General features: G+C 54.3%; 18 protein-coding genes and 1 pseudogene. 7 read left to right on the forward strand and 12 right to left on the reverse strand.

The window, feature by feature from the left end; genetic code table 11:
- Window positions 1-155: 155 nt before the first annotated feature.
- A complete protein-coding gene (gene putA / locus HU143_RS14085; RefSeq protein ID WP_031605218.1) occupies window positions 156-4,118 on the forward strand; it encodes a trifunctional transcriptional regulator/proline dehydrogenase/L-glutamate gamma-semialdehyde dehydrogenase in 3,963 nt (1,320 codons plus the stop codon).
- A 58-nt stretch (window positions 4,119-4,176) separates the two neighbouring features.
- Window positions 4,177-4,572: pseudogene (locus HU143_RS14090) on the forward strand (lysozyme inhibitor LprI family protein).
- On the opposite strand, the gene rutR reads toward HU143_RS14090, so the two are convergent.
- Window positions 4,569-5,207 (reverse strand): HTH-type transcriptional regulator RutR, encoded by a 639-nt coding sequence (gene rutR, locus HU143_RS14095; RefSeq protein ID WP_000083126.1) that lies wholly within the window; start codon window positions 5,205-5,207, stop codon window positions 4,569-4,571. The pseudogene HU143_RS14090 and the gene rutR overlap by 4 nt on opposite strands.
- Before the next feature lie 136 nt (window positions 5,208-5,343).
- A complete protein-coding gene (locus HU143_RS14100) occupies window positions 5,344-5,511 on the reverse strand; it encodes a general stress protein (RefSeq protein ID WP_001273663.1) in 168 nt (55 codons plus the stop codon).
- 384 nt (window positions 5,512-5,895) lie between these two features.
- Here HU143_RS14100 and wrbA point away from each other — a divergent pair, with 384 nt between their 5' ends.
- Entirely contained in the window at window positions 5,896-6,492 is a 597-nt protein-coding gene (wrbA, locus tag HU143_RS14105; RefSeq protein ID WP_001062898.1) for an NAD(P)H:quinone oxidoreductase, read from the forward strand.
- A 20-nt stretch (window positions 6,493-6,512) separates the two neighbouring features.
- A complete protein-coding gene (locus HU143_RS14110) occupies window positions 6,513-6,740 on the forward strand; it encodes a YccJ family protein (protein WP_001143125.1) in 228 nt (75 codons plus the stop codon).
- A 33-nt stretch (window positions 6,741-6,773) separates the two neighbouring features.
- Here the strand turns inward: HU143_RS14110 and agp are convergent, their stop codons facing one another.
- From agp to HU143_RS14135, 5 genes are all read right to left on the reverse strand, one after another.
- Complete coding sequence (agp, locus tag HU143_RS14115; protein ID WP_023227203.1) at window positions 6,774-8,015, reverse strand: bifunctional glucose-1-phosphatase/inositol phosphatase; 1,242 nt, start codon at window positions 8,013-8,015, stop codon at window positions 6,774-6,776.
- Between the two features lie 132 nt (window positions 8,016-8,147).
- Window positions 8,148-8,654: a protein disulfide oxidoreductase gene (locus HU143_RS14120; protein WP_000907530.1), complete on the reverse strand. Its 507-nt coding sequence runs from the start codon at window positions 8,652-8,654 to the stop codon at window positions 8,148-8,150.
- A complete protein-coding gene (locus HU143_RS14125) occupies window positions 8,644-9,267 on the reverse strand; it encodes a DsbA family protein (protein ID WP_051129230.1) in 624 nt (207 codons plus the stop codon). Before HU143_RS14125 ends, HU143_RS14120 begins: the two co-directional genes overlap by 11 nt.
- The gene (locus HU143_RS14130) at window positions 9,264-11,150 is read right to left on the reverse strand and encodes a protein-disulfide reductase DsbD family protein (RefSeq protein ID WP_023227205.1); all 1,887 of its coding nucleotides are present in this window, start codon (window positions 11,148-11,150) and stop codon (window positions 9,264-9,266) included. Before HU143_RS14130 ends, HU143_RS14125 begins: the two co-directional genes overlap by 4 nt.
- A 48-nt stretch (window positions 11,151-11,198) precedes the next feature.
- Window positions 11,199-11,561, reverse strand: a complete 363-nt coding sequence (locus HU143_RS14135; RefSeq protein WP_001118902.1) for a copper resistance protein — start codon at window positions 11,559-11,561, stop codon at window positions 11,199-11,201.
- Window positions 11,562-11,796: 235 nt separating this feature from the next.
- Between HU143_RS14135 and cbpA the strand changes: the two genes are divergently transcribed.
- The 3 genes from cbpA to HU143_RS14150 all read left to right on the forward strand — a co-directional run bounded on the left by cbpA (window position 11,797) and on the right by HU143_RS14150 (window position 14,038).
- Entirely contained in the window at window positions 11,797-12,717 is a 921-nt protein-coding gene (gene cbpA / locus HU143_RS14140) for a curved DNA-binding protein (RefSeq protein ID WP_000420603.1), read from the forward strand.
- Window positions 12,717-13,022, forward strand: coding sequence for a chaperone modulator CbpM (gene cbpM, locus HU143_RS14145; protein ID WP_023227206.1), 306 nt, complete (start codon window positions 12,717-12,719; stop codon window positions 13,020-13,022). Before cbpA ends, cbpM begins: the two co-directional genes overlap by 1 nt.
- A gap of 653 nt (window positions 13,023-13,675) precedes the next feature.
- Window positions 13,676-14,038: an anti-adapter protein IraM gene (locus HU143_RS14150; protein ID WP_001537781.1), complete on the forward strand. Its 363-nt coding sequence runs from the start codon at window positions 13,676-13,678 to the stop codon at window positions 14,036-14,038.
- A 407-nt stretch (window positions 14,039-14,445) separates the two neighbouring features.
- On the opposite strand, the gene HU143_RS14155 is transcribed toward HU143_RS14150, so the two are convergent.
- The 5 genes from HU143_RS14155 to hpaH form a co-directional block, all read right to left on the reverse strand.
- Window positions 14,446-15,384 (reverse strand): MBL fold metallo-hydrolase, encoded by a 939-nt coding sequence (locus HU143_RS14155; protein ID WP_023227207.1) that lies wholly within the window; start codon window positions 15,382-15,384, stop codon window positions 14,446-14,448.
- A 13-nt stretch (window positions 15,385-15,397) separates the two neighbouring features.
- Entirely contained in the window at window positions 15,398-16,294 is an 897-nt protein-coding gene (hpaA, locus tag HU143_RS14160; protein WP_000336602.1) for a 4-hydroxyphenylacetate catabolism regulatory protein HpaA, read from the reverse strand.
- A 9-nt stretch (window positions 16,295-16,303) separates the two neighbouring features.
- The gene (gene hpaX, locus HU143_RS14165; protein WP_001285795.1) at window positions 16,304-17,680 is read right to left on the reverse strand and encodes a 4-hydroxyphenylacetate permease; all 1,377 of its coding nucleotides are present in this window, start codon (window positions 17,678-17,680) and stop codon (window positions 16,304-16,306) included.
- A 71-nt stretch (window positions 17,681-17,751) separates the two neighbouring features.
- Window positions 17,752-18,543 carry a 4-hydroxy-2-oxoheptanedioate aldolase gene (hpaI, locus tag HU143_RS14170; RefSeq protein WP_000785061.1) on the reverse strand — a complete coding sequence of 264 codons (792 nt, stop codon included), beginning with the start codon at window positions 18,541-18,543 and terminating at the stop codon, window positions 17,752-17,754.
- Window positions 18,544-18,553: 10 nt separating this feature from the next.
- Window positions 18,554-19,357: a 2-oxo-hept-4-ene-1,7-dioate hydratase gene (gene hpaH / locus HU143_RS14175; RefSeq protein ID WP_000884795.1), complete on the reverse strand. Its 804-nt coding sequence runs from the start codon at window positions 19,355-19,357 to the stop codon at window positions 18,554-18,556.
- Window positions 19,358-19,498: the final 141 nt, after the last annotated feature.

The following is a 19,498-nucleotide window of genomic DNA, read 5'->3' on the forward strand; positions in this document are numbered from 1 at the left end:
TCGTCAGACACTCCCTTATCTTTTTTTAACAATTTATTCATTTTTAAGCTTGCAACGCAGGTCACATTTAACGCGGTTGCACAAAGTTGCAACATGGTGGATATTTTCCGCTAACTATTGGTTAGCAGATAGAGCGAATAACAGGAGTAGAGGGTATGGGAACCACCACGATGGGGGTTAAGCTGGACGACGCCACGCGCGAACGGATCAAAATGGCCGCGTCGCGTATCGATCGCACGCCGCACTGGTTAATAAAACAGGCAATCTTTAGCTATCTGGACAAGCTGGAAAATAGCGATACGCTACCGGAGCTACCTGCGCTGTTTGCTGGCGCGGCAAATGAAAGCGAGGAGCCGGTCGCGCCGCAGGATGAGCCGCATCAGCCCTTTCTGGAGTTTGCCGAACAGATTCTTCCCCAATCCGTCTCTCGCGCCGCCATCACCGCCGCCTGGCGCCGCCCGGAAACCGATGCGGTGTCAATGCTAGTGGAACAGGCGCGCCTGTCGCCGCCTGTCGCTGAGCAGACGCATAAACTGGCGTATCAACTGGCGGAGAAATTGCGCAATCAAAAATCCGCCAGCGGTCGCGCGGGTATGGTGCAAGGCCTGTTGCAGGAGTTTTCCCTCTCTTCGCAAGAAGGCGTTGCGCTGATGTGTCTGGCGGAAGCGCTGCTGCGTATTCCCGACAAAGCTACGCGCGATGCGTTAATTCGCGACAAAATCAGTAATGGCAACTGGCAGTCGCATATTGGCCGTAGCCCGTCGCTGTTTGTAAACGCCGCCACCTGGGGGCTGCTCTTTACCGGCCGACTGGTCTCAACGCATAACGAAGCCAATCTTTCGCGCTCACTGAACCGCATTATCGGCAAGAGCGGCGAACCGTTAATCCGCAAAGGCGTCGACATGGCGATGCGTTTAATGGGCGAGCAGTTCGTGACTGGCGAAACCATTGCTCAGGCGCTGGCGAATGCCCGAAAACTGGAAGAGAAAGGGTTCCGCTATTCTTACGATATGCTGGGCGAAGCCGCGTTAACCGCCGCCGATGCGCAGGCCTATATGGTCTCTTACCAGCAGGCGATTCATGCCATCGGCAAAGCGTCTAACGGTCGCGGTATTTACGAAGGGCCAGGCATCTCGATTAAGCTGTCCGCCCTGCATCCACGCTATAGTCGCGCGCAATACGATCGGGTAATGGAGGAGCTTTATCCGCGCCTGAAATCCCTGACGCTGCTGGCGCGCCAGTATGATATCGGTCTCAATATCGATGCCGAAGAGGCGGATCGTCTGGAGATCTCGCTCGATCTGCTGGAAAAACTCTGCTTCGAACCCGAACTGGCGGGCTGGAACGGCATTGGCTTTGTGATCCAGGCTTACCAGAAACGCTGCCCGCTGGTCATTGATTATTTAGTCGATCTGGCCTCCCGTAGCCGCCGTCGGCTGATGATTCGTCTGGTGAAAGGCGCCTACTGGGATAGCGAGATCAAACGCGCGCAAATGGAAGGGCTGGAGGGCTATCCGGTTTATACCCGCAAAGTGTATACCGATGTCTCTTATCTGGCCTGCGCGAAAAAACTGCTCGCCGTACCTAATCTGATCTACCCGCAGTTCGCGACCCATAACGCCCACACACTGGCGGCGATTTATCATCTGGCCGGGCAAAATTACTATCCGGGTCAGTACGAATTCCAGTGCCTGCACGGCATGGGAGAACCGCTGTATGAACAGGTCACCGGTAAAGTGGCGGACGGAAAACTTAACCGTCCCTGCCGTATTTACGCGCCGGTGGGAACACACGAAACCCTGCTGGCCTATCTGGTACGACGCCTGCTGGAAAACGGCGCCAACACCTCTTTTGTCAACCGTATCGCCGATGCCACCCTACCGCTCGATGAACTGGTGGCGGACCCGGTCGAGGCCGTGGAAAAACTGGCGCAGCAGGAAGGTCAGGCTGGCATACCGCATCCGAAAATTCCGCTGCCGCGCGATCTGTACGGCGAAGGTCGGATAAACTCCGCCGGACTTGATTTAGCGAATGAACATCGCCTCGCCTCGCTTTCTTCTGCCCTGTTAAGCAACGCCATGCAGAAATGGCAGGCCAAACCTGTGCTGGAACAACCGGTGGCCGACGGTGAGATGACGCCGGTTATCAACCCGGCGGAACCGAAAGATATTGTTGGCTGGGGACGCGAAGCGACAGAAAGCGAGGTTGAACAGGCGTTGCAAAACGCGGTCAATCAGGCGCCGGTTTGGTTTGCGACGCCGCCGCAAGAACGCGCCGCCATTTTGCAGCGGGCGGCGGTATTGATGGAAGACCAAATGCAGCAGTTGATTGGCCTGTTGGTGCGTGAAGCCGGGAAAACGTTCAGCAACGCCATTGCCGAAGTGCGTGAAGCGGTTGACTTCCTCCATTATTATGCCGGTCAAGTGCGTGACGATTTCGATAACGAAACGCATCGCCCGTTAGGGCCGGTGGTCTGCATCAGTCCATGGAACTTCCCGCTGGCTATTTTTACCGGCCAAATCGCCGCCGCGCTGGCGGCAGGTAACAGCGTTCTGGCGAAACCGGCAGAGCAAACATCGCTGATTGCCGCCCAGGGCATTGCCATTTTGCTGGAAGCCGGCGTACCGCCGGGCGTCGTGCAACTGTTGCCGGGACGGGGAGAAACCGTCGGCGCCCAGCTTACCGCCGATGCGCGTGTACGCGGCGTGATGTTTACCGGTTCCACGGAGGTGGCGACGTTGTTGCAACGCAACATTGCCACGCGTCTTGACGCCCAGGGCCGCCCTATTCCGTTGATTGCGGAAACCGGCGGTATGAACGCTATGATTGTCGACTCTTCCGCGCTCACCGAGCAGGTGGTCGTGGATGTGCTGGCTTCCGCTTTCGACAGTGCCGGACAACGCTGTTCCGCGCTCCGCGTGCTGTGTTTGCAAGACGATATCGCCGAACATACGCTGAAAATGTTACGCGGCGCGATGGCGGAGTGTCGGATGGGGAATCCAGGCCGTCTGACGACCGATATCGGGCCGGTGATCGATAGCGAGGCCAAAGCCAACATTGAACGTCATATCCAGACGATGCGCGCCAAAGGCCGCCCGGTTTTCCAGGCCGCGCGTGAAAACAGCGATGACGCGCAGGAATGGCAGACCGGTACGTTTGTTATGCCCACGCTTATTGAGCTGGAAAACTTCGCAGAACTGGAAAAAGAGGTCTTCGGGCCCGTGCTGCACGTCGTGCGTTATAACCGTAACCAACTGGCGGAGCTTATCGAACAGATTAACGCTTCCGGCTACGGGCTAACGCTGGGCGTACATACCCGTATTGATGAAACCATTGCGCAAGTCACCGGTTCCGCCCATGTCGGCAACCTGTACGTTAACCGTAATATGGTGGGCGCGGTCGTCGGCGTCCAGCCGTTTGGCGGCGAAGGACTGTCCGGTACCGGGCCAAAAGCGGGAGGGCCGCTCTATCTCTACCGCCTGCTGGCACACCGCCCGCCCAATGCGCTCAATACGACGCTGACTCGTCAGGATGCGCGTTACCCGGTAGATGCGCAGCTTAAAACCACGCTACTCGCGCCGTTGACCGCCCTGACGCAATGGGCGGCGGATCGTCCAGCGCTACAGACGCTCTGCCGACAATTCGCCGATCTGGCGCAGGCCGGCACGCAGCGCCTGCTACCGGGACCGACCGGCGAGCGTAATACCTGGACGCTGTTGCCGCGTGAACGGGTATTATGCCTGGCTGATGACGAACAGGACGCGTTGACGCAGCTTGCCGCCGTTCTCGCCGTCGGCAGTCAGGCGCTATGGTCAGACGACGCCTTCCACCGCGATCTGGCGAAACGTCTCCCCGCCGCCGTTGCGGCGCGTGTCCAGTTTGCGAAAGCGGAAACGCTGATGGCGCAGCCGTTTGACGCGGTGATTTTCCACGGCGACTCCGACAAGCTGCGAACCGTGTGCGAAGCCGTCGCCGCCCGCGAAGGCGCGATAGTGTCGGTACAGGGGTTCGCCCGCGGCGAAAGCAATATACTGCTGGAACGGCTCTATATTGAACGTTCGCTGAGCGTAAACACTGCCGCCGCTGGCGGTAATGCCAGCCTGATGACAATTGGCTAATACTGTGGTTAATTAAGGCTCCGTCAATGGAGCCTTTTTACTCGCGTCAGAGGACCGTATGAAACGAATTTTCCTTACCTGCGCGGCGTTGTGGTTCAGCAGTCAGGCGTTGGCCGATGAGTGTGCCAGCGCCAGTACGCAGCTGGAAATGAATCGCTGAGCCGCCGCGCAATACCAGGCGGCAGATAAAAAGCTGAACGAAACCTATCAAAGCGCGATTAAGCGTGCGCAACCGCCGCAGCGCGAGCTGTTGCAAAAAGCGCAGGTGGCATGGATTGCACTGCGGGACGCCGATTGCGCTCTGATTCGCTCAGATACGGAGGGCGGCAGCGTGCAACCCATGATCGCCAGCCAGTGCCTGACCGATAAAACGAACGAACGCGAAGCGTTTTTAGCCTCGCTGCTGCAATGTGAAGAGGGTGATTTGAGCTGCCCACTGCCGCCAGCCGGTTAACGCACGCGAATCCCTTCAATAATAATGCGCTGAACGCTTTCGACCGTTTGGTTGAAAAAGGCTTCATCGCGAAGCGTCGCGCCGGTTACCGCCTCAACCTGAGGGGCAAAATCGGCGTAATGTTGCGTGGCGGCCCAAATCATGAAGATCAAATGGTGCGGGGAAATGGGCGCCAGTTTCCCGCTGTGCACCCATCCGGCAATCAGCGCGGATTTTTCATCTATCAACGCTTTTAGATCGCCGGTCAGTTCCTCCATTAAGAGCGGCGCACCCGCCAGCATCTCCATGCAGAAGAGCCGCGACGCCTGCGGATAATCACGCGAAACCTCCAGCTTGAGACGGATATACTCTTTGATGGCCTCCAGAGGGGAAAATTCTGCGCGAAACGCCTTGAGCGGCGCCAACCAGACATCCAGAATCTGTCGCATTACCGCGACATACAGCGCCTCTTTCGAGGGATAATAATAAAGCAGATTGGTTTTGGAGACGCCTGCCCGCTCGGCGACCTGCTCAAGACGCGCGCCATGAATGCCATACTGGGAAAAAACAGCAAGCGCGGCAGTTAAGATAAGCTGCCGTTTTGCACCGGTGGCCTGCGAGCGTTTCCCGATTTTTTTCTCTGTGCGTTGCGACATGCGCCCTCTCCTTTTTGTCAGGACGCAAGCATACCAAATCCGGCTTATAAACAAAAAAACCGCCGGAAATCCGGCGGCGGTGGCGCATGACGCTTTTTAGCGCGAAACGCTCAGCGTCTTGCTGTTGTGACGCAGGCTAGCTATTACGGTTACTGCTTTTGCCCCCTTTTTTGCCTGCTTCGGATGCACGCTGCGGGTCATTCTTAAAATTGCCCCCGCTGTGCTGACCACCTTTACGACCTGCTTCTGATGCTCTTTCGCGGTCTTCCGCAAAATTACCGGAACCGCCACGATGGTTTGCCATTACTGACCTCCGTCATAGATTAGACATCATATTGCATAGGTAATGAGGAGTATCTCCTCGCGCCGCGTATGAACGATATCATCAGTAACGCCGCGTAAAATTAAGCATAGTGAAAAACGCCGTGGTAGGCCGCTTACCGAAATATTCTGCAACATCGGAAGCCGAATATGCAGAATAATAACCATGAGAAATAAATAAGTTATTCTTATATTTGGAAAAATCAAAGCGCTTAAAAATGTATCATTTTGCAACAAAGGCCGCCAAATTAATTATTGTTATAAATCAAAGAAATGGCGCTGAAATTTGCACTCTTCACAGGAGGGCATATCTTTAAATAGACGTAGCGAATCGCTACACACCTGATTAATCTGAGGAGTAGTACAAATGGCAAAGATTCTGGTGCTCTATTATTCCATGTACGGACACATTGAAACCATGGCGCACGCGGTGGCAGAAGGGGCAAAGAAAGTCGACGGCGCAGAGGTCATTATAAAGCGTGTGCCAGAAACAATGCCGCCTGAAATCTTCGCAAAAGCTGGCGGTAAAACGCAAAACGCACCGGTTGCCACCCCACAGGAGCTGGCGGATTACGATGCCATTATTTTTGGTACGCCAACCCGGTTTGGCAATATGTCAGGCCAGATGCGTACCTTCCTGGATCAAACCGGTGGACTGTGGGCATCCGGCGCGCTATACGGCAAGCTCGGCAGCGTGTTCAGTTCTACCGGAACGGGCGGCGGCCAGGAGCAGACCATCACCTCGACCTGGACTACGCTTGCCCATCATGGGATGGTGATTGTCCCGATAGGCTATGCCGCACAGGAACTGTTTGACGTCTCCCAGGTTCGCGGCGGCACGCCTTACGGCGCAACGACTATCGCCGGAGGCGACGGTTCACGTCAACCAAGCCAGGAGGAACTCTCTATCGCTCGCTATCAGGGGGAATACGTCGCCGGTCTGGCAGTCAAACTCAACGGCTAATCTTCAACAGGAGGATTCGAATGCCAACTCAAGAAGCAAAAGCGCACCGCGTCGGCGAATGGGCAAGCCTGCGTAATACGTCGCCGGAAATTGCCGAAGCCATTTTTGAAGTCGCTCACTATGACGAGAAACTGGCAGAAAAAATATGGGAAGAAGGTAGCGATGAGGTGCTGATCAAAGCCTTTGAGAAAACGGACAAAGACTCGCTCTTCTGGGGCGAACAAATCATCGAACGTAAAAACGTATAACACAAACGCCCCCGCCTGCGCGGGGGCATACGGCTATTTTGCGGCAGTGTTCATGACGTTATCAAACTTATCCAGCGGACAGAAGCCGTTCGCATCCACCGGACATCCTTTCAGTTCCAGCGTTACCCTTTGCGCAGGCGATTTGAGCGTTAACGCTTCCGCATTACGTAACTGCCGGGCGCTCTGGTAGACATACTCGATTTTCATCAAATCCCGGTTAGCGTTACCGTCATGCCAGCGTTGGAAGACAAGCTGACCACCAATCGGCGTTCTCTCATACTGGTCATGGAGCTGATAGGGTTTAAAATCCAGCGCCGTCAGCAGCGACGCGATATTGGAATCATGCCCCACCAGCACGGTAACCTTCGGCGCGCTAACGCGCTCGGCAACCAGCACCTTATCGATATACTTCACCAGCGGCGCAGCGACATTGCGCGCCACCGTGGGTGAGGTAAACAGGCTGTCCTGATAGCCGTTTTTCAGTTTTGACAGCACCTTCCACTGCCGATCGGTGTGGATCCCGCCCCAGGCGACCTGATCCATCGGAAACCCCTCGTAATATTGCAGGGTAAACGCATCCACCAGCGAGTTCCCTACTTTAAGCGGCCCCTGCACGCCAGGCTCTTGCTGATAGTTCGCGCTGAAGGTATCTTTCGCGTCGATTAGCGAACACTGATGCTTCTCTTTGCAGGACGGCGAGTCCTGATAATGCGTTATCTGCTCAAGCAGTTTATAACTCTCATCAAGATGTAGCTGACTACGCGCCTTTTCCATCGCCTGTACGGCCTGTTGCCGGAATGCGGCGGAATCATCGGTAATCACCGGATTGAAGGTAGGGTCCATAGTGCCCATTTTTTCCTGATGATGAACAGGAATATCACAGCCGGGGAAAGCGCCGGTAATGAAAAATTGCGCGGTGGCGACGGTGCGCTGCAAACTATTCGCATAGGCATATACCGTGTCGGGCGCCGGACATTCTCCCGACGGTATCAGCCCCTGCGCGACCAGCCATTCACGTGTGTAATGTCCCATATAGACTTCCAGCACGCCGCCTTTCGTCGTCAGTTGCCCGCCGGGAACGTCCCACTCCGGCCAGGCGTTCGGCGTCGACTGCGCCAGTACGCTGCCATTATTCGCCAGCGGCGCCCGCAGATTATGGCGGCTCATCATCAGCACCTGTTGTAATTGATAACCCTCCGGCGTTGTCTGCGCCTGTACGGCGGATGACAACAAAACAGCCCCTGCCACAGCAACAGCGAGTAATGATTTTTTCATCCCTATGACCTCTTGTTGTTATCAAATCGTTCTGAGTGTGACAGAAATGGATCATTTTTCCGGGAACGATTTCGCAAAACGGGGGTTTTTCTTACAGTAAACGCGTTAGCGCCGGGAAACCCCGGCGCATATTCAAAACGTTTTTGCCCACCATAGCCGAAGCTTCATGCCCCAGTAGCTGGTCCAGCCGCTGGTGGTGAACACAACCCGACCTTGTGAAACCACCACCAGCGTTGGCGTCACGCTGATTTCCCAGCCAGCGGATAAGGCGCCGTTAGCATCATTGACGACCGGGAAGTCAACGCCCTTGCGCGCCAGCCAGCGGGCAACCTCAGCGTCATCGCCGGAGCGGAGCGCAACGGTCATGACGTTTTCCCCTTCCGCCGCCAGGCGAGCGACCGCAGGCGTAGTAAAGCGGCATACCCCGCACCAGCTGGCCCAAAAATAGAGCAGTACGGGGCGTTCTTCGCTCAATGTCGCCAGAGTTGTCGACTCTCCCGTCAGCGTACGTAATGGTGTCGTGGCAAACGCCGGAGGCGCCTGCGGCGCGCGCCAGACGTCCATGACCACCATTATCGCGATGAGGAGCGCCAGAAAAACCGCGGCTTCACGCAGCCAACGCCGCAGTTTACCCGCCATTGGCAGCCGCCAGTTTTTCTTTCACCACCGCTTCCAGCGTATCCCAGGGCACTGCGCCCGGAATCAGCTCGTCGCCAATGATCGTCGCTGGCGTTCCTTGCACGCCGACCAGCCTTGCCAACTGCAAATTAGTGCGTATCGTTTCCATGCTTTTTTCATCCAGCGTCACTGGCGTAGCCCCTGCTTTCTGCTGGGCCTGTTTAATACTGTCATCCGTATGGTAACCGCGCTTTTGCATGAGTTTTTCATGTAGCGCGAGGAACTGTTGCGGATGATCGCGCCAGGTGGTCAGCGCAATACGCGCCGCCAGTACGGAGCTCTCTCCTTTGAATGGCAGCGGTTTAATAATGACCGCAACGTCAGGATATTTCTGCACAATCTTTTCCAGCATCGGATCGAGCTGTTTGCAGTACGGGCAGTTGTAATCCGTAAAGTTCACCAGCGTCAGCTTAGGGTGTTTAGCGCCTATCCGCGGGCTGGCAGGATCGTTAAACAACGCCGCATGGATCAGATTTTCAACCTGCTTTTCCTGATCCGGCGTAAAAGGAGTGGTTTCTTGCGCGATGCTTAGCGTCGAAAACAGCGCCAGCAGCAAAACAATCATGTATTTCATTGGGTTATTCCTTTCGCTTTTTTCAACGTTTGTAATACCGCATCGCGGGTCAGCAAAGTGGGCAATGCCTCCCCTTCCGGCAAGCCGGGGCCATATACCTGATTAAACGGCACGGCGACCTGGCCACGCGTTTTCAGAAAATCTGTAATGGCATCGGACGGCAGCGTCCAGTCTCCCCGCAGCGCCACAACATCCGGCTGTTGCAAGGCAGCCTGTACATCCTCTTTTTGCAGGACGTTGTATTTATTCACTTTACAGGTAATACACCAGTCCGCAGTGACATCGACAAATACCCGCTTATGCTGCGCCAGCGCCGACTGGATTGCCTGTTCACTCAACGGTTGCCACTGAACCGTGTCTTGCGCGCTCTTTGACGCAGTGAAGCCGAAATGCGGCAGGAGTAACGTCGCCAGCCAGATAGCCGACCCCAGCATCATCAGACCGAGGATCCTGCGCAGGACATTCATCCAGCGCCCGGGGCGCGGTAAACGTAGCGCAAGCCCTGGTCGTATCGCGACCAGTAGCCACGGCGCGCTCATTCCCAGGCCAAGCGCAAGGAACAGCCCCCACAGCGTCGGCAGCGACGCCGTGAGCGCCACCGCGACCGCCGTGCCCAGAAACGGCGCGCTACAAGGCGTCGCCAGCAGCGTGGCGAATGCCCCCTGCCAGAAATGTCCCGACATACCGTTACCGCCGTAAGTGGCCAGTTTCGTGGTCATAGATGAGGGAAGCCTGAACTCAAAAAGCCCGAACAGGCTGGCGCTAAACAACAACATCACCAACGCCATAAAACCAATAAACCATGCATTCTGGAACTGGACTCCCCAGGCCAGCGCATGGTTTGACAGGCGAAGGAGGGTCATAAACGCCGCCAGCGCCATAAATGACGCAATGATACCGGCGACCGAAGCCAAAAATTGTCGCCTGATGTGAGAGCGGCTTTTTTCCTCTACCAATAAAATAGAGCCAAGTTTCATGCCCAGAACCGGCAGTACGCAGGGCATTAAATTAAGAATCAGTCCGCCGATCAGCGCCATCATTACAACTTGCCAGAAAGGTAGCGCCGCATTGTCCGGCGTTTGTGCTGGCGCAGCGCCAATGGTTTGCGTGCTCTCCTGGGCGATAGCGCCATCGGCTAACACGAGGGTCAGCGATTTGTTGCGCAAATCGGGCGCCTTTTCGCCCCAACTGTCCGTCACCGGCACCGTCGCCTGTAACCTGTCGCCCTCTACGCGCAGGCGAGGCTTCGCAAAATCGACGTCATCTATGGTGTCAAGATAGAGCCCGGGCGATGACCAGCCCGCCGCTCGCGTAGCAGTGACCACCAGTTCTCCCGGGCGATAGCCGACGTCAAGCGAGTCCGTTAGTCCACTGCGGAGCGGAACTTTACCCATCGCCCGCGCATAGTCATGGGCAAAATCGGCATTCTGCACAGTGGGCGTCACGGAAAAGGGGTAATCGGTCAACAGACAAACCTTGCTGCAGGTTGATAACGTCAACACGCCGCGCAAGGTCGCCGGCGGCGTACCGCGCACGATCATCGGAAAGGTCACCTCGTCGTGATATCCCTGGGTGGTGATATTCGCCACATCAAAGCGCGAGGGGGTTGGCCAGAACCAGCTTACCTCAGGCATGTCGCCTTTCCAGGCGATAGAGGGCGCCACGCCCCCTTCCCCCGGCGCGCGCCAGTAGGTTTTCCAGCCGTTTTCCAGTTTGACGTCAAGCAACAGCCGGGTCTCACCGTTAGCGGACGTATCGGCACGTAGCCGTATGCTGGCATGGTCGTTATCGGGCGAACGCAGCCAGCCGCTTTCCGCCGCCCAGGAGACGGGCAGCCAAAGCCATAACAGGCAGAACAGTATCCGCCTGAACAAAATCATCATATTTTTTCTCCGTGAATGAGTAATTAACCGTTAGCAATAACCGGTCTGTCATTCACGGAAGACACAAAATCGTAGATGTACCCGTAATGTGGGCGGCGAAATAGCCCGTGGAGGCGAAAACGGCAGGCGCATGACCCGGACAGGCGCCAGTAAGGAAAGCAGTAGACAAAGCGCAAGGATAGCGCCTTCAAAGAGTACTGGAGGCGCCGCCAGCAGCGACTTGGCGCTTAATTCGCAGGGAGTGACCGGCGAGCCGTCATCTGTCGAGGAGGGAGCGCTGACCACCGCAGCAGAGGCCGTCGCCTGCATCTGCAAGGCGTGCAGGCCCGCCATGCGTTGCGCGGTACAAACCATTACCACGACACATGCAAGGCAAAGAAACCACCAGCCCATCCGTTGTTGTTTCGCCATTGCGCCCTCACTGTTTAACGCGAGTTATCTTAGCCACTGGCGCGGTTTTGGCAACCTTTCCCCTGTAAAGTTATGTCGGCGCGCTGCGCAACCTTCTGATAGTCGAACAACGTAATTTATTCTTACTAATGATATAACTGGTGTTTTCATACGCACTTTTCAGGTTTACCCTACACTTAGTGGAGAAACCTTTTTGGGGTCCCTTCTGTATGTATTGATTTAGCGAGATGATGCTATGGAACTTAAGGATTATTACGCCATTATGGGCGTGAAACCGACGGACGATCTCAAGACGATTAAGACCGCCTATCGCCGACTGGCCCGCAAGTACCATCCAGATGTCAGCAAAGAACCCGATGCCGAAGCCCGTTTCAAAGAGGTTGCTGAAGCATGGGAAGTGCTGAGTGATGAGCAACGGCGGGCCGAGTATGACCAGTTATGGCAACACCGTAACGATCCACAATTTAATCGCCAGTTCCAGCAACACGAAGGCCAACCGTATAACGCTGAAGATTTTGATGATATTTTCTCGTCTATTTTTGGTCAGCACGGTCGCCATTCGCATCACCGCCACGCCGCACGCGGTCATGATATCGAAATTGAAGTGGCGGTATTCCTGGAAGAAACGCTGGAAGAGCACCAGCGTACGATTAGCTATTCCGTCCCCGTTTATAACGCGTTCGGCCTGGTGGAGCGGGAAATTCCCAAGACATTGAATGTGAAAATCCCGGCTGGCGTCAGCAACGGGCAACGAATCAGACTGAAAGGCCAGGGCACGCCGGGGGAAAACGGCGGACCTAATGGCGATTTATGGCTCGTTATCCATATTGCCCCGCATCCGCTCTTTGATATCGTCAATCAGGATCTGGAAGTCGTCCTTCCGCTTGCCCCATGGGAGGCGGCGCTCGGCGCTAAGGTGTCTGTGCCAACGCTTAAAGAGCGTATTTTGCTGACCATTCCCCCCGGCAGCCAGGCTGGTCAGCGGCTGCGTATCAAAGGAAAAGGATTAGCCAGTAAAAAGCACACTGGCGATCTCTATGCCATCATCAAAATCGTTATGCCGCCGAAACCTGACGAGAAAACAGCTGCCCTGTGGCAACAACTGGCGGACGCGCAGTCGTCCTTTGACCCACGCCAGCAATGGGGGAAAGCATAATGGCTAACATCACTGTCACCTTTACCATCACCGAATTTTGTTTGCACACCGGCGTGACGGAAGAGGAGCTAAACGAAATCGTCGGACTTGGCGTAATTGAGCCTTACGAAAACGATAACGCCGACTGGCAATTCGACGATCGCGCAGCGAGCGTGGTACAACGCGCGCTACGCTTACGCGAGGAGCTGGCGCTCGACTGGCCTGGGATCGCGGTCGCGTTAACGCTGCTGGAAGAGAATTCGCGGCTGCGCGAAGAAAATCGGTTACTGCTGCAACGCCTTTCTCGCTTTATCTCGCATCCCTAATCCACGATAAAGGCAATAAACCGAGGGTGGGCTTTCTGCCCACCCCGGATTTACATGCACCCGGTATAATACCAGAATGCCTCTGACATACTTCCCGCAACGGAAGAAATATAGCCTTTCACCGCGCACAACCCGATCAACGAACCGCCAATGTCAGCCATTAATGCGCCATTGCGAAGATCATCGTTTAAATAAAGACCAGCCACACGTTCACATTTTTTAGATACGTCGGTTATTTTTACACGTTAGCGATCATTTATTGCCTGAAGAATATATTCTTTCACTGTTTTGTACTCTCTGGTTGATACGTACCTTCTCCCTGTCAATGCCGGGTAAAATGTACCGCTGCGCTTACAGGTTGCGGTATTTATAAATAAGAAATACAACAGTCACTTACAGTTTAATAATTGAGCGTTATAACATCCACTACCGCACAATATTTACACCACGTATAAAATACAAAAATGTAATAGAATGTAAACAAAATAAGAGCATAAAATAAATAACTTATTAAAAAATCAATATAAATAGAGTGGTCAATAAAAAACGATCGTTTTCAACGAGTTATGTTTCTCCGATTTTCATCTATCCTGAATAGGCTTGCGGAAAATGTAATTTACACCATTGACTATTTCACTTAAAAGGTTTCTGTAATGGAATGGAAGGTCGTTGATACAGTTATAAGTCCCTCTACCGGAGTGTCGTTCTCATGCATACATAGCCTAAAAAATCTTAGATTGACCTTATGGTATCAGGCAGATGTTTACATGCCTCCAGGTAGCATTATCATCCCCTTTAATAAGGGGGTCTTAATAAACGATAAACTTTATCCCGTTACTGTTTACAACGTTACCAGGTTTAATCCTGTTCTATGGAAATCGCTTAAAGAAAATAGCCACTGTCCTGGTAACTGCAATCCTAAACCAGAAGCCTGCAGTTATCCTTTCGAGTGTCTGGTATCCGTTTGTCCATTTGGTTTAACCAGAAATATTCAAATAGATAATAAGAAAGTTTAGGAAATAAAGTATGCATTAGCCATACTACTGATTAAGTGTATTCGCGCACGTTTGCAGTATTTTGCAGTTAAATATGTTTGATATAAAAATTGTACAGTTCGGATATTTTTTGATTCGTTTAATCTAACCTTCACTTTGGCAACGAGGAGCCGGTACAGAGGATATTACTGATGGCCGGCAGACAAAGAAACGCATTGCTTTTAACACTGTATAAATTCCATCCGTGACATTCTTATTTAGTGATATTTCACCAGAGCAATCATCTTACCTTTATTGTGCATAAAAATCAGCAAGTAGTGTTTAGAAAAAATAATGTTTTAGACAAAAGCTCTGCGCGTTATGCTGATCGCCAAAAGCATAACGGGCTGACATCATGTCAGCCCGTGGGTTTACCCCTGCCCTGATACTTACGGTACGCTTATCGTCATATTGTCATGACCGACAATGACAGGGCCCGGGTAATTTTTCATGGCTTCCTGTTGCCAGACGTCATCCGCAACCGTCGCAGGCACCAGATGACTTAACACCAGTTTTTTCACGTGGGCCTCGCGAGCAATCTTACCGACATCTTCAATCGTGGTGTGATGCGACGCAATCGCTTCAGCCAGCGTTTTTCCGTTGCCAATACTATTAGCCAGTTTTGCTACCGAAGGGACATGTACCGCCTCATGTACCAGGATATCCGCCCCTTGGGCAAACGTTGCAAGCGGCGGAAACCAGGACGTATCGCCAGAGAAGACGATTCGCTTACCCTGGGTATCAAAACGGTAAGCAAACGCTTCACCGTCCGGAAAAGGGGAATGAGGCACTTTCAGCGCGCTTATTGTAACCAGTTCATCTTTATAGATGACGCCCTGGCCAATATCGGTCGCCTTAACCAGGTTGCGCGGATCGGGTTTCCCCTCTTCTTCCATGCGTAGCGTGATATCCCTGTCAAAGACCTTCCAGCTAGCCTTCGTCATCGCCTGGGTTCCCGGCGGGCCATACACCTGTATGGTATGGTCTTGCAGACCACTTGCCCAGGCATTCATCAGCAAGGAAGGATAATCCAGTATGTGGTCGCTGTGCAGATGGGTAAGCAAAATAGTATTGATGTTGCGCAGTGGAATGCCGTTTTTCACCAGTTGCAGACTGGCGCCGTAGCCGGCATCTATCAGCCATATTTTATCGCCGATAGTGAGCGCCGTCGCTTGCGGTAGTCTGGCTGTATTGAGCAAAGAAGGCCCGCCTTTGGTGCCCAGTAAAACAATGTTGATCTCTTGAGGCGCAGGAGTACCGGCAGCAATGGCAAGGTGGCTTTGCGCCAGCATACAAACCGCCAGCATAGCGACGCTTTTTTTCATCATGTTTTTACTCTTCTTAGTTGAGAAAAGAGGGAACTTCACGTTGGCGAAACTGCGAAGGAGAACAGCCAGCAAGGCGATTAAAGAAACGGGCGAAATAAGCCGGATCTTTAAAACCTAATTGCCAGGCGATCTCGTTGACAGCATTGTCGGAAAAAAGCAGCAGTCGTTTCGCCTCGCGTAATTGCCGATCAAAAATCAGGCGTTTAGGCGGGCGATTAGCAAAACGTCGGCAAATATCGGTCAAACGAGATTCGGTAATATGCAACTCGCAGGCATAATCGGGCACCGTCCAGTGCTGATGGAAGTGGTTGTCAATTAACAGGGTAAAGCGCTGAAAAAGTTTCAGTTCACCGCGCATCCCGGTTGCGGCGTGATCGTCCAGCTTCGCATTACGCAACAGCAAGGTAAATACCGCCTGCGCCAGTAGCACCAGGGTATGTTCGCAGCCAGCCAGTTGTTCCGTGGACTCCCGCTCAATTAGCTGCCAGTAATGTTTGAGCGCCGCCAGCTCGTTGGGTTTATCCGCCAGCGACAGGCAGATTCCCGGCAGGCCGAAGGCCTCTCTGGTGCCGGGATAAAGCACTTCCAGCAGCGGCCAAACCAGCTCTTCGCGTACCGTCAGAACATGACCATCGCTATCCGATTCGGTAATAAAAGCATGCGGCACCGAGGGCGGCGTAAGCACAAATAGCGGCGCCTGCACCGAATAGCGATGATCGTCGAGCTGTAGCTCAATCTGCCCGGTATCAAGAAAGTGCATTTGAAAAAACTGGTCGTGGCGATGCGCCTGCATATCACGACCAAAGAAATCCGCCATACGAGCAAACGACTGATAATGCACATCGTTACTGCCCATGCTTTCGTCATACTCTTTGCTGATATCAATATTGGCGATCGCACGTTGGCACATAGTTTCTCCTCAAGGGGTGGCGCGCGGACGCGATGCTTTCATGGGAATGAGCCAGATAATGGCGGCGCCGACGACTAACAGAGAAGCGACAAACCAGAGTCCGCTATTGAAGCTACCGGTGATATCTTTTAGCCAGCCAATCATAAACGGGCTAAGCGCGGAGCCAATATTGCCGGTGGCATTGATGACCGCAATGCCTATTGCCCTGGCGCGTAAACTGATCGACTGATCCGGCGTGGTCCAGAAGATCGCCATCGCGCTAAAGGAACCCGTGGATGCCATCACGATCCCCAGGAGCTGGATCAAGTTATGGTCGGTCGCCGACGCCAGCAGCCAGCCCGCGGCGGCAAACAGGAATGGCAACGCCGTGTGATGTTTACGTTCCTGATGTTTGTCCGAATGGCGGCTCCAGTAAATCATGCCCAGAATAGTACAAATCTGCGGGATCGCCGCCAGCAGGCCGATGGTGATATTGCTACTGCCTTCATTAAAACTTTTCAGGATTTGCGGCGTCCAGATACTAATGGCGCTAAGCGTATTGGTAAGGCAAAAATAGGCCAACGTATACATCAGTACAATTGGCGTGAATACTTCGCGCCACAGACTACGCTGCTGCATGGCGTTATGGCTGATGGCCCCCTCCGGCTGAACCAGCGTCAGGCGGTCATTATCCATCATCTCCTGCAAACATTTTTTATCCTCTGCCGTCAGCCATTTGGCTTTTGCCGGAGTATCATCCAGGTAAAACCAGACCATAATGCCTAACAAAACTGACGGAAATCCCTCCAGCAGGAATAACCACTGCCATCCATGCAGATTGAATATGCCGTCCAGCGATAAAATATAGCCGGAGACAATCGACCCCAACGCGGTAGTGGCCGGCATGGCAATCATAAATAATGCGTTGGCGCGGGCGCGGAAAAATGCCGGGAACCAGTAGGTTAAATAGAGCAATATTCCTGGCAAAAAGCCCGCTTCGGTAATGCCCACCAGCATTCGCAGCACATACAGGCTTTTCGGTCCCACCGCGAACATCGTGGCGGTAGATGCAATGCCCCATAGCACCATAATGGTCGCAATCCAGCGGCGGGCGCCGACGATGCTCAACATCACGTTGCTGGGAATGCCGAAAATGACGTAGGTGGCGTAAAACAGCGTCGTGGCAAGGCCAAACATGGTGGCGCTTAACCCCAGATCCTGCCCCATCGTCAACCCGGCAAAACCGATGTTGATACGGTCTAAAAACGAGAAGATAAACAACACGAATAAAAATACGATCAGTCGGCGGAACAGTTTATTTATGACGGTTTGTTGACCCGTGCTGAGCGCGTTGTGCGAACGGACAGACTCGGGGCTTTCCGGAAGTGCAGATGATGTGTCGCTCATTTTTTTTCCTCTGATGGGAATTTTGTAGGGTACTACGGTTGCCCGGTAGCGCTGCGCTTACCGGGCCAGGCTTAATAGACGCCGGACGCGCCGGACAGTTTTTTTTCTGCGCCAAAGCGCGCCGCCAGCGCCTCCGCGCCGCGCGCCAGCAGCGTGGTGTCAACGCCGACGGCGACAAATAGCGCCCCCAGTTCCAGATAACGTTTCGCCAGTGCTTCATTGGCCATCAGAATCCCCGGCGCTTTCCCCGCCGCGCGTATCTGCACGATGGCGTTCTCAATCGCCGCCTGCACTTCCGGGTGCTGCGGATTGCCGGCAAAGCCCATATCGGCGCTGAGATCCGCCGGGCCAATAAACACGCCGTCAATGCCATCCACGTCGAGAATTGACGCCAGATTGCTCATCGCCTCACGCGTTTCAATCTGCACCAGTACGCACATAGCGTCGTTGGCCTGGTGGAGATAGTCCGGAATGCGATTCCAGCGCGATGCCCGCGCCAGCGCGCTGCCCACGCCGCGAATACCGGCAGGCGGATAACGCGTAGCCGCCACGGCGTTTCGCGCTTCATCGGCATTCTGCACCATCGGTATCAGCAGCGTTTGCGCGCCGACGTCGAGCAGTTGCTTAATCTGTACCGGATCGTTCCATGACGGACGCACCACCGGCTGGCTGGGATAAGGCGCAATCGCCTGCAACTGGGTCAACACCGTCTGCACGTTGTTTGGCGCGTGTTCACCGTCAATCAGTAGCCAGTCAAAGCCGGCGCCCGCTAACAGTTCAGCGCTGTAACTGTTGGCAAGCCCCAGCCACAAACCGATTTGCGGACGCCCCGCTTTTAACGCGTCTTTGAAAGCATTTTTCATCGTTTTTTCCTTACACAAACCGGCAACTGATCGCGCCCATGTTGCCGTAATCGACATGGAAGGTGTCGCCCTTGCGCGCCGGCACCGGGCGGGTGAACGAGCCGCCGAGGATGATCTGCCCGGCTTCAAGCTGGACATCGTAGGGGGCAAGCTTGTTCGCCAGCCACGCCACGCCGTTGGCCGGATGATTCAGCACGCCTGCGGCGACGCCGGTTTCTTCGATCACGCCGTTGCGATAGAGCAGCGCGGAGATCCAGCGCAGATCCAGCTCGTCTGGTTTGATGGGGCGACCACCGAGGATCACCCCGGCGTTGGCGGCGTTGTCGGAAATGGTGTCGAACACTTTGCGCGGACGCTGGGTTTCCGGGTCGATGTTGTGGCTGCGGGCGTCAATCAGTTCCAGCGCCGGAATCACATAATCCGTGGCGTTGTAGACGTCGAACAGCGTGCAGTGAGGGCCGCGCAGCGGTTTCGCCAGCACAAACGCCAGCTCCACTTCAATACGCGGGACGATAAAACGGTCGGTGGGGATATCGCCGCCGTCATGGAAGAACATATCGTCAAGCAGCGCGCCGTAATCCGGTTCGCTGATTTGCGAGCTGGCCTGCATCGCTTTTGAGGTCAGGCCGATTTTGTGGCCTTTGAGCGTGCGCCCTTCGGCAATCTTGATATTGACCCATTCACGCTGTACGGCATAGGCATCTTCAATAGTGATGTTGGGATAATCCAGCGACACTGCGCGAATCTGTTCACGCTGTTTTTCAGCCTGATTAAGTCGCTGGGCGATCAGGGTATGGGTCTGTTTATCGAGCATAGTTGCTTCCTGTTACGTCATTCGGTGCTGCTGCGCCGGGTAGCGACGCGGGTGCGTCTTACCCGGCCTACGGTTCGGTATTGCTTCGTGCATCGTTTTTTTGTAGACCCGGTCAGCGCAGCGCCACCGGGCGAAAGAGTG

It is taken from the genome of Salmonella sp. SJTUF14076, from assembly GCF_015534835.1.
Lineage (GTDB): Bacteria > Pseudomonadota > Gammaproteobacteria > Enterobacterales > Enterobacteriaceae > Salmonella > Salmonella enterica.

Bases quoted from the DNA above. Each gene is read 5' to 3' on its own strand.
- putA (WP_031605218.1), top strand. From the start codon at position 156: ATGGGAACCACCACGATGGGGGTTAAGCTGGACGACGCCACGCGCGAA.
- rutR (WP_000083126.1), bottom strand. From the start codon at position 5,207: ATGTCGCAACGCACAGAGAAAAAAATCGGGAAACGCTCGCAGGCCACC.
- HU143_RS14100 (WP_001273663.1), bottom strand. From the start codon at position 5,511: ATGGCAAACCATCGTGGCGGTTCCGGTAATTTTGCGGAAGACCGCGAA.
- wrbA (WP_001062898.1), top strand. From the start codon at position 5,896: ATGGCAAAGATTCTGGTGCTCTATTATTCCATGTACGGACACATTGAA.
- HU143_RS14110 (WP_001143125.1), top strand. From the start codon at position 6,513: ATGCCAACTCAAGAAGCAAAAGCGCACCGCGTCGGCGAATGGGCAAGC.
- agp (WP_023227203.1), bottom strand. From the start codon at position 8,015: ATGAAAAAATCATTACTCGCTGTTGCTGTGGCAGGGGCTGTTTTGTTG.
- HU143_RS14120 (WP_000907530.1), bottom strand. From the start codon at position 8,654: ATGGCGGGTAAACTGCGGCGTTGGCTGCGTGAAGCCGCGGTTTTTCTG.
- HU143_RS14125 (WP_051129230.1), bottom strand. From the start codon at position 9,267: ATGAAATACATGATTGTTTTGCTGCTGGCGCTGTTTTCGACGCTAAGC.
- HU143_RS14130 (WP_023227205.1), bottom strand. From the start codon at position 11,150: ATGATGATTTTGTTCAGGCGGATACTGTTCTGCCTGTTATGGCTTTGG.
- HU143_RS14135 (WP_001118902.1), bottom strand. From the start codon at position 11,561: ATGGCGAAACAACAACGGATGGGCTGGTGGTTTCTTTGCCTTGCATGT.
- cbpA (WP_000420603.1), top strand. From the start codon at position 11,797: ATGGAACTTAAGGATTATTACGCCATTATGGGCGTGAAACCGACGGAC.
- cbpM (WP_023227206.1), top strand. From the start codon at position 12,717: ATGGCTAACATCACTGTCACCTTTACCATCACCGAATTTTGTTTGCAC.
- HU143_RS14150 (WP_001537781.1), top strand. From the start codon at position 13,676: ATGGAATGGAAGGTCGTTGATACAGTTATAAGTCCCTCTACCGGAGTG.
- HU143_RS14155 (WP_023227207.1), bottom strand. From the start codon at position 15,384: ATGATGAAAAAAAGCGTCGCTATGCTGGCGGTTTGTATGCTGGCGCAA.
- hpaA (WP_000336602.1), bottom strand. From the start codon at position 16,294: ATGTGCCAACGTGCGATCGCCAATATTGATATCAGCAAAGAGTATGAC.
- hpaX (WP_001285795.1), bottom strand. From the start codon at position 17,680: ATGAGCGACACATCATCTGCACTTCCGGAAAGCCCCGAGTCTGTCCGT.
- hpaI (WP_000785061.1), bottom strand. From the start codon at position 18,543: ATGAAAAATGCTTTCAAAGACGCGTTAAAAGCGGGGCGTCCGCAAATC.
- hpaH (WP_000884795.1), bottom strand. From the start codon at position 19,357: ATGCTCGATAAACAGACCCATACCCTGATCGCCCAGCGACTTAATCAG.